Source organism: Methylobacterium currus, assembly GCF_003058325.1.
In the GTDB taxonomy this organism is placed as follows: Bacteria; Pseudomonadota; Alphaproteobacteria; order Rhizobiales; family Beijerinckiaceae; genus Methylobacterium; species Methylobacterium currus.
In genome coordinates this window covers 6290450-6306167 of sequence record NZ_CP028843.1, presented here as the reverse complement: position 1 = coordinate 6306167, position 15718 = coordinate 6290450, and the positions used below count along the sequence as shown (strand labels likewise).

The window sequence follows — 15718 nt, the reverse complement described above, 5'->3', positions numbered from 1 at the left end:
GGGCACCGTCATGCCGCGAGTGCTGCGATCAGAACCCTGACCCGGAGTCCCATGCCGTCGAGCCAGGCCACGCCGTTCCCGGCCGCGCGCCACCCGCTGGCGGGCCGAACCGTGCTCCAGATCATCCCGGAGCTCGATGCCGGCGGCGCCGAGCGCACCGCCGTCGACGTGGCGGCGGCGCTTGCCGCCGCGGGCGCGCGGGCGCTCGTCGCCACGGAGGGCGGGCGCCTCGTCGGCGAGTTGCAGGCCAAGGGCGGCGCCTGGGTGCCGTTCCCGGCCCGAAGCAAGAACCCCTTCGCCATGGCGCTCAATGTCGGGCGGCTGATGCGGATCTGCCGGTCGGAGCGGGTCGACCTGATCCATGCCCGCTCCCGCGCCCCGGCCTGGGTCGCGCTCGGAGCGGCGCGGCGGCTGCGCATCCCCTTCGTCACCACCTATCACGGCAGCTATGCCGGCCGCTCGCCGACGAAGCTCCTCTACAATTCGGTGATGGCCCGCGGCGACGTGGTGATCGCCAACTCGCATTTCACCGCCGACGCGATCCGGCGCCTCTTCCCGCACGTCGCCGGGGACCGGGTGCGGGTGATCCACCGCGGCACCGATCTCGCCGCCTTTGCGCCCGCGCAGGTCGCGCCGCAGCGGGTCGAAGCCTTGCGGCGGGCCTGGGGCGTCGCCCCGCACGAGCGGGTGGTGCTGCTCGCCGCCCGCCTCACCCCCTGGAAGGGGCACCGCGTGCTGATCGAGGCGGCCGCCGCGCTCCGCGCCCAGGGGCTCGCCGAGTTCACGGTGGTGCTGGCGGGCGATCCCCAGGGGCGCCAGGCCTACCTGCGCGAGATCGACGCGATGATTGCCGCCCACGGCCTCTCGGCCCAGGTCAAGCGGGTCGGGCATTGCAGCGACATGCCGGCGGCCTACCGCGCGGCCTCGGTGGTGGTGGTGCCCTCGACCGCGCCCGAGGCGTTCGGCCGCTCCGCGGTCGAGGCCCAGGCCCTCGGCACGCCGGTCGTGGTCTCGGATCTCGGCGCCGTGCCGGAGACGGTGCTCGCCCCGCCGGAGGTGCCGGCGCACGAGCGCACCGGCTGGCGCGTCCCGGCCGGCGACCCGCAGGCGCTGGCCGGGGCCGTCGCGGAGGCGTTGCAGCTCGGCGCCAGCGCCCGCGACGCCCTGGTGCGCCGCGCCCGCCGCCACGTCGAGACGCATTTCTCCCTCGAGCTGATGCTGGCCGACACCCTGGCGATCTATGCCGAGCTGCTCGGCGCCGGTCCCGCAGGGGAGGGCCCGTGAGCGGGCGCCCGGCTCCAGGATGGACGCGCGGGGTTGGACTTGCGGCCTGCTTCAGCCCTCGGCAACCAAGTCCCGCATCCGTGAGTTGACAAATCGGGCGATCTCGCCAAGGTGCTAGTGTACACCCGAGTATGCCCGCGCGGTGGTTCGGGGCCGGTCCGGACAGGACACGGTCGGCGGGCCGCCGCCGGACGACGTGATTGAGGAGAATGAAGCCATTCGCAGACCTATGAGAGCCATGCCGGCCCCGCAGAAAGACGGGCCGCGCGCCAACCGGGACATCCGCGGCGTCCGCGAGGTGCAGCTCATCGACGATACCGGTCAGAACCGCGGTGTCATGGGCTTCTTCGAGGCGTTGCAGGTCGCCGAAGAGGCGGGCCTCGACCTCGTCGAGATCGCGCCGAACTCCGTGCCTCCGGTCTGCAAGCTTCTCGACTACGGCCGCTTCCGCTTCAACGAGCAGAAGAAGCAGGCCGAGGCGCGCAAGCGGCAGAAGACCGTCGAGGTCAAGGAGATCAAGCTCCGGCCCGGCATCGACAAGCACGACTACGAAGTCAAGATGAAGGCCGTGCAGCGGTTCTTCGAGGAAGGCGACAAGGTCAAGGTGACGCTCCGGTTCCGCGGCCGCGAGATGGCGCACCAGGACCTGGGTCTGCGCCTGCTCGAGCGCGTGAAGGCCGAGACGCAAGAGGTCGCCAAGGTGGAGAGCGAGCCGCAGCTCGAAGGCCGCCAGATGATCATGATCCTGGCGCCGCGCTAAGCGCACGGCGCGTTGCCGCGCTGAAGGCACGGCGACCCTCCGCGTTCTTCAGCGCTGGACGGATCACGGAGCGCTCCGGGCGCGGGCTTCTTCCAGAAAAACCCGCGCGGGGAGCATCGAAGGGCCGGGCATGTCCCGGCCCATCGCTTGTCTGCTTCAGCAGCACGACCTCACTTCAGCAGGACCACCTGCGCGTGGCCGGTCCGGCGCACCACGTTGACGGTCACGTCGCTGCCGTGGCGATGGATCAGCAGGTCGACGCGGCTGTCGCCGAGCTTCAGGTTGCGGATCAGCACGTCGTCGAGGAAGGCCGGCAGGATCGGATCGCGGAAGCGGATCCGGTTGCGGTCGTGGCGCAGCTCCAGCCCGAGGCAGGCGGCCAGGAACGCGAAGGGCGCCGCCGCCGCCCAGGCCTGCGGGCTGCACGCCACCGGATAGTTGGTCGGCCCGCGCTGCTTGCGCTGGATGAAGCCGCAGAACAACTCCGGCAGCCGCCGCCCCTCCTGGTAGAGCGAGGCGCCGTGCTGGCCCTCGAACACCCGGGCGGCCTCCGCCTTCAGGCCGTAGCGGGCGAGTCCGAGGGCGATCATCGCGTTGTCGTGCGGCCAGATCGAGCCGTTGTGGTACGACATCGGGTTGTAGCGCGCCTCGCCGACCGCGATGGTCCGCACGCCCCAGCCGTTGAACCCGTCCTTCGACATCAGCACCGCGGCGACGCTCGACGCCCGCTCCGGATAGGCGATGCCGGTGAACAGGGCATGCCCCGCATTCGACGAGCGCACGGCGCAAGGGCGCTTCTCGCCGTCGAGCGCGAGGGCGTAGGTGCCGAGCTCGGGAAGGTAGAAGGCCTCGTCGAAGGCCTTGCGCAGCCGCTCGGCCTCGCCCTTCAGGCGCTCGGAGAGGATATCGTCGCCCATGAGGGCGGCGAGCTTCGCGGCGCCCTTCTTGGCGGCGTAGACATATCCCTGGACCTCGCAGAGCGCGATCGGCCCCTGCGCCATGCGGCCGTCGGCGTGGAAGATCGAGTCGTGGCTGTCCTTCCAGCCCTGGTTGGCCAGGCCCTTCTCGGTCTCGCGGGCGTATTCGACGAAGCCGTCCTTGTCCCGGTCGCCGTACTCGTCGATCCAGGTGAGCGCCGCCAGGATGTTGGGCCAGATCGCCGCGATGGTCGCGAGATCGCCGGTCTGCTCGTAATACTGCCCGGCCAGCATCACGAAGAGCGGCGTGGCGTCGATCGTGCCGTAATAGAGGCGGAACGGCACCTCGCCGAGGATCGCCATCTCGCCGTTGCGGGTCTCGTGCAGGACCTTGCCGGGCTGGGCGTCGGCAGCGGGATCGACCGTGGTCGCCTGCGTCGCCGCGAGGTGGCGCAGCACGCCCTTGGCGATCTCCGGATCGATCCACAGCGTCATCATGGCGGTGATGATGCCGTCGCGGCCGAACACCGTGCTGTACCAGGGGATGCCCGCATAGGGGTAGACGCCGTTCGGCGTGCGGCTGAGCAGCATGTAGAGGTCGGCCGTCGCCCGGCAGGCGGCCTCGTTGAACTGGTCGTTCGAGCTCTCGATGGTGGTGATGTTGGCGGTGGCCTTGCGCAGGTCGCGGCGTGCGTCGCGATAGGCGAGCGCGAAGGTCATGCCCTCGCCCTTCGGGTGGCCGTCCTCCCGGCGCGGGCTCGGATAGGCTGCGTGCGTGAAGGGCAGGGCGCTGCCGACCACCGCCGCACCGTCGCGGCCGTGATCGACCGTGTCGCAGATCGCCCGCACGAAGATCGAGGCGCGGTCGCCGGGCTTGAGACGGACCTCGAACTCGGCCCGGTGCGCCTCGAGCCGCACGGGCTTGGGGCCGAAGCGCAGGCGGGTGGTGCGCAGGCGCCCGTCGAGCCCGTCATAGCGGTAGGTCACCTCGTTCTCGGCCGTCACCTCGACGCGGCGCTTGCCCCGATGGGCCCGGTCGCTGCCGCGCACCTCGAACAGGTCGCGGAAATCGGCATCGAAGGACAGCGCGACGCGCAGGTGGCGCGGCTTGGTGTCGTAGTTGCGCAGGCCGATGCGGTCGTAGCAGGTGCCGCGGAAGAGAAACTTGGTCCGCTCCAGGGCGATGATCTCGCGCGGGATGCTGGTCTCGTCGCCGGCGTCGAGCCGGATGTCCGGCGTCGTCAGGTCGACCGAGAGGGCGCCATTGTCGTCCTGCACCACCGAGCCGAGCAGCATCGGCCGCTGGCCCTCGACGGTCAGCTCGAGGCGCGACAGGAAGCGCGTGTCCTGGAAATACAGGCCTTCGGGCCCCGGGAAGACGCCGATATCGCCGTAGCTGTCGAGCACCGCGAAGGCGTCGCCGTGCTTGAGCGAGCGCAGCTGGCGCTCGACCAGCGAGGTCTGCGCCTCGATGTGGTATTGCGGCAGCGTCTCGTCGTCGGGGGCGGTCGCAACCATCGGCACGGCTTCACTCCTTGGGGCTTCGCTCCGCGAGGCGTCGCGGGGCGAGGTGTCACGGGGATCGGGGCGAGATCTCGGGGTTCCGGACGGGCGCCGGGGCAGCAGCGGGAGGGGAGACCCGCGGCGATTCGCGGGTTCGACCCCACGCTAGAGCGAATGTGGGCCATCGTGCGGCGGGCGCCAGGGGGATGGGACACTCGCCCGGCCGGATATCGATCCGCCTCGTGCCCAAGCAAAAGGCCCGGCCCCCCTCGCGGGGACCGGGCCTCATTGCCAATCAATGCCTGTGCGACGGATCAGATCGCCCGGAGCGTCGGACGCACGGAGGCGCCGTTGGCGACCCCGTTGAGGGCGGAGGGGGCGCCGATGGTAAGGCCCGGGATCTTGATCGCGTCGAGGTCGCCGGCGAGCAGCGACTCGTAGGCGGCGACGTAGGAGCGGGCCATGACGCTCGCGGTGAAGCGGGTCTCGAAGTAGCGGCGCACGCCCTCGCGGCTCATCGCCTTGCAGGTCTCGACCGCGGCGATCGCCTCGTCCATCGAGTCGACCACCACGCCCGACACGCCGTCCTTGATGACCTCCGGCACGGAGCCGTTGCGCCACGCGATCACCGGGGTGCCGGCCGACATCGCCTCGATCATCACCAGGCCGAAGGGCTCCGGCCAGTCGATCGGGAAGGCCAGCGCCAGGGCGTTGCCGAGGAATTCGTGCTTCTGGTCCTCGTTGATCTCGCCGATATACTCGACCAGCGGATGATGGGTCATCGGCTCGATGACCTCGTCCCAGTATTCCTGGTCCGCCTTGTCGACCTTGGCGGCGATCTTCAGCTTCACGCCGGAGGCCTTGGCGATCTCGATCGCGCGGTCGGGGCGCTTCTCGGGCGAGATGCGGCCGAGGAAGGCGAGATAGCCGCCGTCCTTCGGCTTGGCCGAGAAGCGGCAATTCTCCGCCGGCAGGCCGTGGTGGATGGTCTGGAGCCAGTTGGCATTCTCGGGCATCGGCCCGCGCTGGTGGTCGGAGATCGACACCAGGGGCATGCCCGTGAAGGTGCGGTAGACCGGCATGAAGTCAGGCACGTCGAGCCGCCCGTGCAGGGTGGTGACGCATTTGTGGTTCAGATCCTCGAACAGCGGGTACTGCAGGAGGTCGATGTGGAAGTGGATGACGTCGAACTCGTCCGCCCGCCGACGCAGGTGATACAGCATGGCAAGGTGACTGGCGACGTGATCGCGGATGCCGGCGAGCCGCAGGCCCTCGGGGCAGCAGGCGACCAGCTTGGCGCTCGTCTCCGAGTCGCCGCTCGCGAACAGCGTCACGTCATGGCCCTGCCGGACCAGCTCCTCGGTGAGCCAGGAGACGACACGCTCGGTGCCGCCGTAGAACTTCGGCGGAACGGCTTCCGCGAGAGGGGCTACCTGGGCAATGCGCACGACGGATTCTCCTGAGACGCCAAGCGGGGGCGGTTCACGTTGGCGGGACTTAAGCAGGATGGGGCCTGAGCGGGACATGAACGAAACCGCGCACCCGCTCTTATGGTTCCGGTGCGGCGCACAACGCCACAGCGCGGGCCCGGTCGTTCCCGTCTCACACAGGGCTCGATGCGCCCAACGATGCGACGATTGCATGAGACCTCGGTCCCTGCTATATCGCGCGCCTCGCCGAACCGCCCGGCCGTGAGGGCTGCCGTGGCGGTTCGTGTCGCTCCACACCTTCGATCGAGCGCGATCGTCGGGGCCCGCCCGTGGCGGATCCCCGGTGGAGTTCGCGTCAGGAGAGCAAAATGCCCAAGCTGAAGACCAAGTCGGGCGCCAAGAAGCGCTTCAAGATCACCGGGACCGGCAAGGTCATGTACGCCCAGGCCGGCAAGCGCCACGGCATGATCAAGCGGACCACGAAGCAGATCCGCAACCTGCGCGGCACGACCACCCTGTTCGAGGGCGATGCCGCCAACGTGAAGAAGTACTTCCTGCCGAACGCCCGGTAAGAACCGGCTTCGCGCAAGACAACGCTTCGTCCCGAATCTGTTTCGTAGAATTTCCAGGAGATCACCATGGCCCGCGTCAAACGCGGCGTGACCAGCCACGCCAAGCACAAGAAGGTTTTCAAGGCCGCCAAGGGCTATTACGGCCGGCGCAAGAACACGATCCGGATCGCCAAGCAGGCGGTCGAAAAGGGCATGCAATATGCCTACCGCGATCGTAAGAACAAGAAGCGCAACTTCCGCGCCCTGTGGATCCAGCGCATCAACGCTGCGGTCCGCCCGCACGGCCTGACCTATTCGCGCTTCATCGACGGCCTGGCCAAGGCCGGCGTCCAGGTCGACCGCAAGGCCCTGTCGGAGCTCGCCATCCACGAGCCGGCGGCCTTCGTCGCCGTGGTCGAGAAGGCCAAGTCGGCCCTGCCGGCCGAGCTCGTCAAGGCGGCGTAAGCCAACGTCCGGGCTCTCCCCCTCAGGCGGGCCCGATCTGCCGAGACTGCACCATCACGGCCCGCAAGCGCGGGCCGTTTTGCGTTGTGCGGGTCGTTTCCCGCCTCCGGGTTGACGGGGCGGGGCGGCGCGTTGCAGGGCATCCGCGAGCCCCGATTGAGCAGACCATGACCGATCTCACCAGCCTCGAAACCGATCTCCTCGCCAAGGTCGCCGACGCCGCCGACGAGGCGGCGCTCGACGGCGTGCGCGTCGCGGCCCTCGGCAAGAAGGGCGCCGTCTCCGAGCTGCTGAAGACCTTAGGCGGCATGAGCCCTGAGGCGCGCAAGGAGCAGGGCCCGCTGATCAACGGCCTGCGCGACCGGGTCCAGGGCGCGATCCAGTCGCGGCGCGACACCCTCGCCGAGGCCGCGCTGACGGCGCGTCTCGCCGCCGAGCGCATCGACGTGACCCTGCCGGTGCGCGAGGGCCCCGAGACCCGCGGCCGCATCCATCCGATCACCCAGGTGATGGACGAGATCACGGCGATCTTCGGCGATATGGGCTTCTCGATCGCCGAAGGCCCGGACGTCGAGACCGACGAGCTGAACTTCACCGCGCTCAACTTCCCCGAGGGCCATCCGGCCCGGGAGATGCACGACACCTTCTTCCTGCGGCCCGACCGGGACGGGAAGCGCAAGCTCCTGCGCACCCACACCTCGCCGGTGCAGGTCCGCACCATGCGCAGCGTGCAGCCGCCGATCCGGGTGATCTGCCCCGGCCGCACCTACCGGCACGATTCCGACCAGACCCACACCCCGATGTTCCACCAGGTCGAGGGCCTGGTGATCGACCGCCAGGCGAACATCAGCCACCTGAAGTGGATCCTGGAGGAATTCTGCAAGGCATTCTTCGAGGTCGACAGCGTCAAGATGCGCTTCCGGCCGTCGTTCTTCCCCTTCACCGAGCCCTCGGCCGAGGTCGACATCCAGTGCTCGCGCAAAGGGGGCGAGATCCGCTTCGGCGAGGGCGACGACTGGCTCGAGATCCTCGGCTGCGGCATGGTCCATCCGAACGTGCTGCGGAACTGCGGTCTCGACCCTGACAGTGTGCAGGGCTTCGCCTGGGGGATGGGCATCGACCGGATCGCGATGCTCAAATACGGCATGCCGGACCTGCGCCCGTTCTTCGAGGCCGACGTGCGCTGGCTCGAGCATTACGGCTTCCGGCCCCTCGACATCCCGAGCCTGGTCGGCGGCCTGACTGGCTGAGAGACGCTTCCGCGAGGCGCACCATGACCGTGGACGAGATCACGACGATCGCCGACGAGATCCTGACCCGGCATCTCGCCGAGTCCGGCTGCGAGCGGGTCGAGGTGCGCCCGGGCTACAACCAGCCCGACGAGCCGTCGCTGTTCGTCGTCGCCCCCATGAAGGCGGGTTCGGGCGTGACCGGGGGCAAGGAGTCCAACGTCGCCAACGCGGCGCTCTGGCTGCCTCTGCGCGAGAAGGGGGAGGAGCGCTTTCCCTATCTCGATCTCGATGACCCCGACGACGAGAGCTTGGGCGACAGGAGCTTGGGCGACAAGAGCTTGGGCGACGACGAGGACGATAGGGACGTGGAAGAGGATGCTTATGCCACGCCTCGGTAATGCCCTCGTCCACGACCTCCTGGTGGTTGCCGACATGCTCGCCGAACAGGGCGGGCGCCGCAACCTGCGGAAGGCGGCGATGCGGCGCGCCGTCAGCCGTGCCTGCGACGCCGTGTTCCACGGGCTCTGCTTCGTCTGTACCCGGGCACTCGGTCTCTGGCGGCGCGACGCAGCGCTGACGGAGCCGGTCTACCGGCTCCTCGACCACGGCCAGATCCGCAAGCGCCTGGCCGGGCGCGAAGCGGCCGAACTCGGCCCGATCGTCGTCGAGATCGGTGCGGCCTTCGCCTGCCTGCAGGACCGCCGGCATCAGGCGGATTACAGCCCCCCTAGCCTGAACATCCACCGCGACGCGACCCGCAACGTCGTCGCCCGCGCGAAGCAGGCCGTCTGCGACCTCGAATCCCTCGACGACGACCAGTGCCGACGCCTGGACGTCCTCCTCATCACGAAGACCCGGCTCGCCTGAGCCGAGAGGTTTAGCCCCATGAAATTCACCCTCGCCTGGCTCAAGGACCATCTCGACACCGACGCTTCCCTCGACCTGATCGTCGAGACCCTGACCCGCATCGGGCTGGAGGTGGAGCGCGTCGAGGACAAGGCCGCGGATCTCTCGGCCTACCGCATCGCCGCCGTGCTCACCGCCGAGCAGCACCCCAACGCCGACCGCCTGCGGGTCTGCACCGTCGAGACCGGCGAGGGCGCGCCCGTGCAGGTGGTCTGCGGCGCGCCGAACGCGCGGGCCGGCATGAGAACTGTGTTCGCGCCTCCCGGCACCTACGTGCCGGGCAAGAACATCACCCTGTCGGTCGGGGTGATCCGCGGGGTCGAGAGCCGCGGCATGCTGTGCTCGGGCGCCGAGCTCGGCCTGTCCGACGACCATGACGGCATCCTCGACTTGCCCCAGGACGCCCCGGTCGGCCAGCCCTTTGCGGCCTTCGCCGGCCTCGACGACCCGGTGATCGAGATCAACCTGACGCCGAACCGGCCCGATTGCACCGGCATCCACGGCATCGCCCGCGACCTCGCGGCCGCCGGCATCGGCACCCTGCGGCGCGAGCATCTCGCGCCGGTGCGGGGGGAGGGGCCCTGCCCGGTCACCGTCACGCGCGACTTCGGCGCGGACGACGCGCATCTCTGCCCGCTCTTCGGCTTGCGGCTGGTGCGCGGCGTCAAGAACGGGCCCTCGCCCGAGTGGATGCGCCGACGCCTCACCGCCATCGGCCTGCGGCCGATCAATGCGCTGGTCGACATCACCAACTACGTCACCTTCGACCGCGGCCGGCCGCTCCACGTCTTCGACGCCGCCAAGGTGAAGGGCGACCTCACGGTCCGCCGCGCCCGCGACGGGGAGGAGATCGTCGCCCTCGATGGGCGCACCTACCGGCTCGACGACGGCGCGATCGTCATCGCCGACGAGGCCGGAATCGAGTCGATCGCCGGCATCATGGGTGGGGAGCATTCCGGCTGCGACGAGGGCACGACCGACGTGCTGATCGAATCGGCCCTGTGGGACCCGCTCGCCATCGCCCGCACCGGCCGGCGCCTCGGCATCGTGACGGATGCCCGCTACCGCTTCGAGCGCGGGGTCGATCCGGCCTTCGCCCTGCCGGGCCTGGATCTCGCGACCAAGCTGGTGCTCGACCTCTGCGGCGGCAGCCCGAGCGAGGCGACCGTGTCGGGCGAGGTGCCGGACACCGACCGCATCATCGACTTCCCCTGGACCGAGGTGCGCCGGCTGTCGGGCCTCGACCTGCCGCGGCCGGAGATGAAGGTGATGCTGGAATCTCTCGGCTTCCACGTCGCCGGATCGGGCGACCGGGCCAAAGTGCTGTCCCCGTCCTGGCGCCCCGACGTCGAGGGCAAGGCCGACCTCGTTGAGGAGATCGTCCGCATCGCCGGCCTCGACCGGATCGAGCCGAAGCCCCTGCCGCGGATCGAAGCGACCGTCATCCGCCCGGTCCTGACCGTGATGCAGAAGCGCACCCGGCAGGCCAAGCGCGAATTCGCCGCCCGCGGCCTCGTCGAGGCGGTGACCTGGTCGTTCATCGCCCATGGCGATGCGACCCTGTTCGGCGGCGGCAAGCCGGAGCTGGCGCTCGCCAACCCGATCGCCGCCGACCTCTCGGACATGCGCCCGAGCCTGGTGCCGGGCCTCGCCCGCGCCGCGCAGCGCAACGCCGACCGCGGCTACGGCGACGTCGCGCTGTTCGAGGTCGGGCAGTGTTTCGCCTCCGACCAGCCCGAGGGCCAGACCACCAAGGCGACGGCGCTCCGCCGCGGCACCGCCCGCCATGGCGGCGCCGGCCGGCACTGGGACGGCCCGGCCCGGCCCGTCGACGCCTTCGAGGCCAAGGCCGACGCGCTGGCGCTCCTGACCTCCCTCGGGGTGCCGACCGGCGGCCTCCAGGTCGTGGCCGGCGGGCCGGACTGGCTGCATCCCGGCCGCTCCGGCACGCTCCAGTTCGGGCCGCGCAACCAGGTCGGATTCTTCGGCGAGCTGCACCCGCGGGTGCTGAAGGCCCTCGACATCAAGGGCCCGGTGGTGGTCTGCGAGATCACCCTCGACGCCCTGCCGCTCCCGAAGCACCGGCCGACCAAGATGAAGCCGGCGGCGAGCCTGCCCGACTTCCAGCCGCTCACCCGCGATTTCGCCTTCGTGGTCTCCCGCAGCGTGGCGGCGGGCGACATCCTGAAGGCGGCTCAAGGCGCCGAGCGCACCCTCGTCGCCGGCATCGAGGTGTTCGACGTCTACGAGGGCGCCGGCATCGGCGAGGACCAGAAGTCCGTCGCCGTGGCCTTGCGGCTCCAGCCGACCGACCGCACCCTCACCGATGCCGAGATCGAGGCGGTGAGCCAGAAGATCGTCGCCGAGGTGACGCGCAAGACCGGCGCGACCCTGCGGGGCTGATCCCGGACGGGCCGGCGGCGCGGTGGGCGCCGCCGGCGGAAACGGCGAGGGGAAGGCGGACATGGCGGAGACCGATCTGGTCCGGGAGCTGTCGGGGGCGACCTATCTGCCGGAGGCGGCCCTGGAGCGGGCGCGGGCGGCGCCGGAGACGATCGCCGAGCCGGTCCTCGCCGTCCTCGACCGTGCCGCCGACGGTGATCCCGAGGCGCTGACCGAGCCCGAGCGGAGCCTGCTCTTCTGGGGCATCCACGTCCTGGCCTCTTCCCGCGACACCCGGATCCACGCGGCCCTGATGCGCCTCCTGCGCCGCGACGAGGGGGCGGTCTCGGCCGCGCTCGGGGAAGATTACCCGAACACCCTCGCGGCCCTCGTCGCCGGCAGCTTCGACGGCGATGCCGACCGGCTGCTCGCCGCCATCGCCGGCGAGGTCCCGGCCGGCCTCGCGCGGATGCAGCTCTTCCACGCCCTCGCGCTGCTGACCGCCGACGGGCGCATCGACCGCGAGGCGGTGAAGGCGTTCCTGGTCCGGTTCGACGACGAGCGCCTGTGCGCCTCCGACGCGGAGGAGGTCTGGCAGGGCTGGGAGGACGCGATCTCGCTTCTCGGCTTCGACGACCTCGTTCCCCGCCTCAAGGCGGCGCGCAAGGACGGCCGCAATGCCGGCAGCGTCGTCGACTGGGGCACGGTGCAGGACACCCTCAAGGAGGCGCGCCTGCGGCCGAAGAGCCGCGACCGTTTCGACGACCTGCTGATCGATTACCTCGACGACCTGGTCGGGGCGCTCGACCACACCCGCGAGGGCGCCTACGACCACCTGCCCGACCTCGACGAGGACGGCTTCCCGATCCCCGAGCGCAACCCCTACCGCGACGTGGGTCGCAACGATCCGTGCCCGTGCGGCAGCGGCAAGAAATTCAAGAAGTGCTGCCTCGACAAGGTCGAGCAAGGCTTCGCGGCCCTGCCGCCGCTGCCGCCGGCACGCTGAGGGCAGAGCGCTGGACCGAGCCTGAGGGCGCGATGTCCCGGCAGGTCCGGCGCCCTGACTTACGTGGATGTACTTCCCGTGGACATTCCCCATCCGGACCGTCGAGCCGACGCGGCTGCAGGGGCCGAATCCTCGCGGCTGTGCGGGCAAAGCTTGACGCAGAAAGCGACAAATAAAGACAGGGGCGATTGCCGGAATTCAAAATGAATGCCATGTGATTCATTCGTTCATTTTGGCGCGACGGCAGCTCGTTTTGATATTGCTGACAAAATTCCAGCCTTGTCTTGTAAGGGCATCAATGGAAGAAAAAACTTTCATGGGCAAAAAAATCGAAAAATTTTACGGAATTTTCTGAAATCTGCCGCAGCGTTAACGCCATCTCTTTTCTGGCGGGTGAACGATCCGATGCGCATCCAAATGCGTGCACGCTTGTACGGCGGCTTCACGCTTCTGGCGATCCTCGCGGCCGTGATGGGCGGTTTCGCCTATCGGCAGACCGGCAGCCTCGACGGGATGTTCGACACCAAGGCGCAGCTCGAGCGGGCGGCCCGCGAGCTCTACACGCTGAACGGCCTGACCGACCACTTCCTGGCGCAGAGCCTGACGTACCGGATGACGCCGAACGCGGACGGGGCCGCCGGGATGCAGTCCAGCCTGTCCGAGATGACGCAGCTCGCCGACGGGCTCGCCGCGCGGGCCCTGTCGGACGAGCGGCGCGCGCTCTATGCCGGCCTGCGCGACCAGTCGAACGGCTTGGAAGCGGAACTCCCCAAGCTGGTCGCGCTGGGCACGCAGATCCGTGAGAACAAGGCCGGCGTCTACACTGCGGGCGACGACCTGACCAAGGCCTCGGGCGTGCTCGTCGCCCAGCTCCGGTCCGGCGGCGACGACGCGATCCTCGACCAGGCGGTGGAGATCGAGCGGACCCTGCTGCTGTTTCGCGTCATGAACTGGCGCTTCCTGGCGACCACCGACCCGAAGACCCGCGCGCTCTCGGCCGCGACCTTCACCACCGCCGAGGCCTCGGTCGGAAAGCTGAAGGCGTTGAACCTGACGCCGGCGCAGCGACGGGATCTCGCCACCGTCGAGGAGGCGCTGCATCGCCTCAACCGGCACATCACGGCGGCGGCCTCCGCGATGCTCGAGAGCGAAGCCCTGTACGAGCAGGGCCTGAAGCCCAAGGCGGAGGCGCTCGCCGCTGCCGGTACGCAGGCCCGCACCAAACTGGATGCCGTGCTCCAGGACATCGCCACCCGCAGCAGCGACACGATGGCCTCGACGAAGCAGGTGCAGGTGGCGCTGCTGGCGCTGATCCTGGCGATCAGCGCCGCGTCGGCGGTGCTGATCGGGCGCAGCATCACCCGGCCGATCTCCGGCATGACCCGGGCGATGAGCCGCCTGGCCGCGGGTGAGACCGCCATCGAGGTCCCCTCGCAGGATGCGACCGACGAGATGGGCGAGATGGCCCGTGCCGTGGAGGTGTTTCGCCAGAACGCGGTGGCGCGCCTCGCGCTGGAGGCCGACCAGGCCGCACAAGCCTCCGCCCGCCAGCGCCGTGCCGACCGGGTCGACGCGCTGATCAGCGCCTTCCAGCAGCGGGTCGCCGGCTCGCTCGAGATCGTCACCTCGGCCGCCTCCGAGCTCGACGCCACCGCCCGGTCGATGACCCAGGTCGCCGACGGCACCAACGCCCAGGCGGTCGCCTCCAGCGCCGCCGCCGAGGAGACCTCGGCCAACGTCCAGACCGTCGCGGCGGCGGCCGAGGAGATGGTCGCCTCGCTGCGGGAGATCGAGCGCCAGGTCGTGCATTCCCGGGAGGTGGCCGGCCACGCCGCGCACGAGGCCGACGCCACCAACGCCGCGATGGCGAGCCTCGGCACCGCCGCGACGCAGATCGGGGCCGCCGTCACCACCATCTCGGCCATCGCCAGCCAGACCAACCTCTTGGCGCTCAATGCCACCATCGAGGCGGCCCGGGCGGGCGAGGCCGGCCGCGGCTTCGCGGTCGTCGCGGCGGAGGTGAAGGAACTGGCCGGACAGACCGCGCGGGCCACCGAGGAGATCGGCGGGCAGATCACCGCGATCCAGGCCGCCACCGATCAGGCGGGCGACGCCATCCGGCAGATCAGCGGCACGATCGCGGCGCTGAACGAGATCAGCAGCGCCATCGCGGCGACGGTGGTGGAGCAGACCGCGGCCACGACGGAAATCTCCCGCAACGCGAACGAGGCGGCGCGCGGCACCCGGGATGTCTCGTCCAGCGTCGCCCGCGTGCTGTCGCTGGCGGACGAGACCGGTGGCGCGGCCGCGCAGGTGCTCGCCGCCGCCGCCGACCTGGCGACGCAGTCCCTGACCGTCAAGCAGGAGGTCGACGGGTTCCTGGGCGAGATCCGGGCGGCCTGACGTAGCGCCGGGGCGGGCCTCAATGGTCCGTCCCGCTCAACGGGTTGCCCGGGTCCCAGGCATAGGACAGCGTCTCGAAGCGCAGGGACCGGGCATCGACCATCAGCAGGCGGCCGACCAGGGGCTCGCCGAAGCCCGCTACGGCGCGGATGACTTCCAGCGCCATCAGCGAGCCCATCAGGCCGGCCAGCGCGCCGAGCACCCCGGCCTCGGCGCAGGTGGGCACCGAGCCGGCCGGCGGCGGGCTCGGGAAGAGGCAGCGATAGGTCGGGTTGGGCCGGCCGTCCGGCCCGGTCTCGTGGGCCCGGATCGTGGTGAGCGATCCGTCGAACTGACCCAGCGCCGCGGTCACCAGCGGCCGGCGGGCGCGGTAGCACGCATCCGAGACGGCGTAGCGGGTCGAAAAGTTGTCCGAGCCGTCGGCGACGAGGTCGTATGCGGCGATCAGCGCCTCGGCATTCTCGGGGGTGAGCCGGATGGCGTGGGTCTCGACCCGGACATTCGGGTTGAGCCGGGCGACGGCCTCCGTCGCGCTCTCGACCTTCGGCCGGCCGATATCCGGTGTGCCGTGGATCACCTGGCGCTGCAGGTTCGAGAGCGAGACCGTATCGTCGTCGACGATGCCGATCGTGCCGATCCCGGCCGCCGCCAGGTACTGGATCAGCGGCGCGCCGAGGCCGCCGGCGCCGATCACCAGCACCCGCGCCGCCTTGAGGCGGACCTGGCCGGGGCCGCCGACCTCCCGCAGCACGATGTGGCGGGCGTAGCGTTCGATCTCGTCGGGGCTGAGCGCGGTCATGCCGCCTAGTTAGGCGAGACGCCGGTCGCGGGGAAGGCCCCGGCGGGCAAGGGCCTCGGGGAGGGCGAGGGCCTCCGCGA

13 protein-coding genes are annotated in these 15718 nt (G+C 70.2%); 10 read left to right on the top strand and 3 right to left on the bottom strand.

Annotated features, from left to right (window positions below; translation table 11 throughout):
- Window positions 1–51: 51 nt before the first annotated feature.
- Together DA075_RS28955 and infC are read left to right on the top strand one after the other, a co-directional pair.
- Window positions 52–1284, top strand: a complete 1233-nt coding sequence (locus DA075_RS28955) for a glycosyltransferase family 4 protein (protein ID WP_099956141.1) — start codon at window positions 52–54, stop codon at window positions 1282–1284.
- A 238-nt stretch (window positions 1285–1522) separates the two neighbouring features.
- Complete coding sequence (gene infC, locus DA075_RS28950) at window positions 1523–2044, top strand: translation initiation factor IF-3 (protein ID WP_063928361.1); 522 nt, start codon at window positions 1523–1525, stop codon at window positions 2042–2044.
- Between the two features lie 170 nt (window positions 2045–2214).
- On the opposite strand, the gene DA075_RS28945 is transcribed toward infC, so the two are convergent.
- Both DA075_RS28945 and DA075_RS28940 read right to left on the bottom strand, forming a co-directional pair.
- A complete protein-coding gene (locus tag DA075_RS28945; protein WP_099956140.1) occupies window positions 2215–4479 on the bottom strand; it encodes an amylo-alpha-1,6-glucosidase in 2265 nt (754 codons plus the stop codon).
- A 299-nt stretch (window positions 4480–4778) separates the two neighbouring features.
- Window positions 4779–5912: a glycosyltransferase family 4 protein gene (locus DA075_RS28940; RefSeq protein WP_099956139.1), complete on the bottom strand. Its 1134-nt coding sequence runs from the start codon at window positions 5910–5912 to the stop codon at window positions 4779–4781.
- Between the two features lie 350 nt (window positions 5913–6262).
- Here DA075_RS28940 and rpmI point away from each other — a divergent pair, with 350 nt between their 5' ends.
- The 8 genes from rpmI to DA075_RS28900 all read left to right on the top strand — a co-directional run bounded on the left by rpmI (window position 6263) and on the right by DA075_RS28900 (window position 14839).
- Window positions 6263–6466, top strand: a complete 204-nt coding sequence (gene rpmI / locus DA075_RS28935) for a 50S ribosomal protein L35 (RefSeq protein ID WP_007561407.1) — start codon at window positions 6263–6265, stop codon at window positions 6464–6466.
- A gap of 66 nt (window positions 6467–6532) precedes the next feature.
- Window positions 6533–6910 carry a 50S ribosomal protein L20 gene (gene rplT, locus DA075_RS28930; RefSeq protein WP_048428158.1) on the top strand — a complete coding sequence of 126 codons (378 nt, stop codon included), beginning with the start codon at window positions 6533–6535 and terminating at the stop codon, window positions 6908–6910.
- A gap of 167 nt (window positions 6911–7077) precedes the next feature.
- Complete coding sequence (gene pheS, locus DA075_RS28925; protein ID WP_099956138.1) at window positions 7078–8160, top strand: phenylalanine--tRNA ligase subunit alpha; 1083 nt, start codon at window positions 7078–7080, stop codon at window positions 8158–8160.
- 23 nt (window positions 8161–8183) lie between these two features.
- Complete coding sequence (locus DA075_RS28920) at window positions 8184–8540, top strand: hypothetical protein (protein ID WP_099956137.1); 357 nt, start codon at window positions 8184–8186, stop codon at window positions 8538–8540.
- Window positions 8524–9009, top strand: a complete 486-nt coding sequence (locus tag DA075_RS28915) for a hypothetical protein (protein ID WP_099956136.1) — start codon at window positions 8524–8526, stop codon at window positions 9007–9009. The genes DA075_RS28920 and DA075_RS28915 overlap by 17 nt, the downstream gene beginning before the upstream one ends.
- Before the next feature lie 18 nt (window positions 9010–9027).
- On the top strand, window positions 9028–11451 hold the full coding sequence (pheT, locus tag DA075_RS28910) for a phenylalanine--tRNA ligase subunit beta (protein WP_099956135.1): 2424 nt from the start codon (window positions 9028–9030) through the stop codon (window positions 11449–11451).
- 61 nt (window positions 11452–11512) lie between these two features.
- A complete protein-coding gene (locus DA075_RS28905) occupies window positions 11513–12436 on the top strand; it encodes a YecA family protein (protein WP_099956134.1) in 924 nt (307 codons plus the stop codon).
- Between the two features lie 417 nt (window positions 12437–12853).
- Complete coding sequence (locus DA075_RS28900) at window positions 12854–14839, top strand: methyl-accepting chemotaxis protein (protein ID WP_232386981.1); 1986 nt, start codon at window positions 12854–12856, stop codon at window positions 14837–14839.
- A gap of 19 nt (window positions 14840–14858) precedes the next feature.
- Here DA075_RS28900 and DA075_RS28895 read toward each other — a convergent pair whose 3' ends face one another.
- A complete protein-coding gene (locus DA075_RS28895) occupies window positions 14859–15638 on the bottom strand; it encodes a HesA/MoeB/ThiF family protein (RefSeq protein ID WP_099956133.1) in 780 nt (259 codons plus the stop codon).
- Window positions 15639–15718 lie beyond the last annotated feature (80 nt).

What these genes read in the sequence shown, in the direction of transcription:
- DA075_RS28915 (WP_099956136.1), top strand. Translation starts at nt 8,524, where the DNA reads ATGCCACGCCTCGGTAATGCCCTCGTCCACGACCTCCTGGTGGTTGCC.
- pheS (WP_099956138.1), top strand. Translation starts at nt 7,078, where the DNA reads ATGACCGATCTCACCAGCCTCGAAACCGATCTCCTCGCCAAGGTCGCC.
- DA075_RS28955 (WP_099956141.1), top strand. Translation starts at nt 52, where the DNA reads ATGCCGTCGAGCCAGGCCACGCCGTTCCCGGCCGCGCGCCACCCGCTG.
- DA075_RS28895 (WP_099956133.1), bottom strand. Translation starts at nt 15,638, where the DNA reads ATGACCGCGCTCAGCCCCGACGAGATCGAACGCTACGCCCGCCACATC.
- infC (WP_063928361.1), top strand. Translation starts at nt 1,523, where the DNA reads ATGCCGGCCCCGCAGAAAGACGGGCCGCGCGCCAACCGGGACATCCGC.
- rplT (WP_048428158.1), top strand. Translation starts at nt 6,533, where the DNA reads ATGGCCCGCGTCAAACGCGGCGTGACCAGCCACGCCAAGCACAAGAAG.
- DA075_RS28905 (WP_099956134.1), top strand. Translation starts at nt 11,513, where the DNA reads ATGGCGGAGACCGATCTGGTCCGGGAGCTGTCGGGGGCGACCTATCTG.
- rpmI (WP_007561407.1), top strand. Translation starts at nt 6,263, where the DNA reads ATGCCCAAGCTGAAGACCAAGTCGGGCGCCAAGAAGCGCTTCAAGATC.
- pheT (WP_099956135.1), top strand. Translation starts at nt 9,028, where the DNA reads ATGAAATTCACCCTCGCCTGGCTCAAGGACCATCTCGACACCGACGCT.
- DA075_RS28900 (WP_232386981.1), top strand. Translation starts at nt 12,854, where the DNA reads ATGCGTGCACGCTTGTACGGCGGCTTCACGCTTCTGGCGATCCTCGCG.
- DA075_RS28920 (WP_099956137.1), top strand. Translation starts at nt 8,184, where the DNA reads ATGACCGTGGACGAGATCACGACGATCGCCGACGAGATCCTGACCCGG.
- DA075_RS28945 (WP_099956140.1), bottom strand. Translation starts at nt 4,479, where the DNA reads ATGGTTGCGACCGCCCCCGACGACGAGACGCTGCCGCAATACCACATC.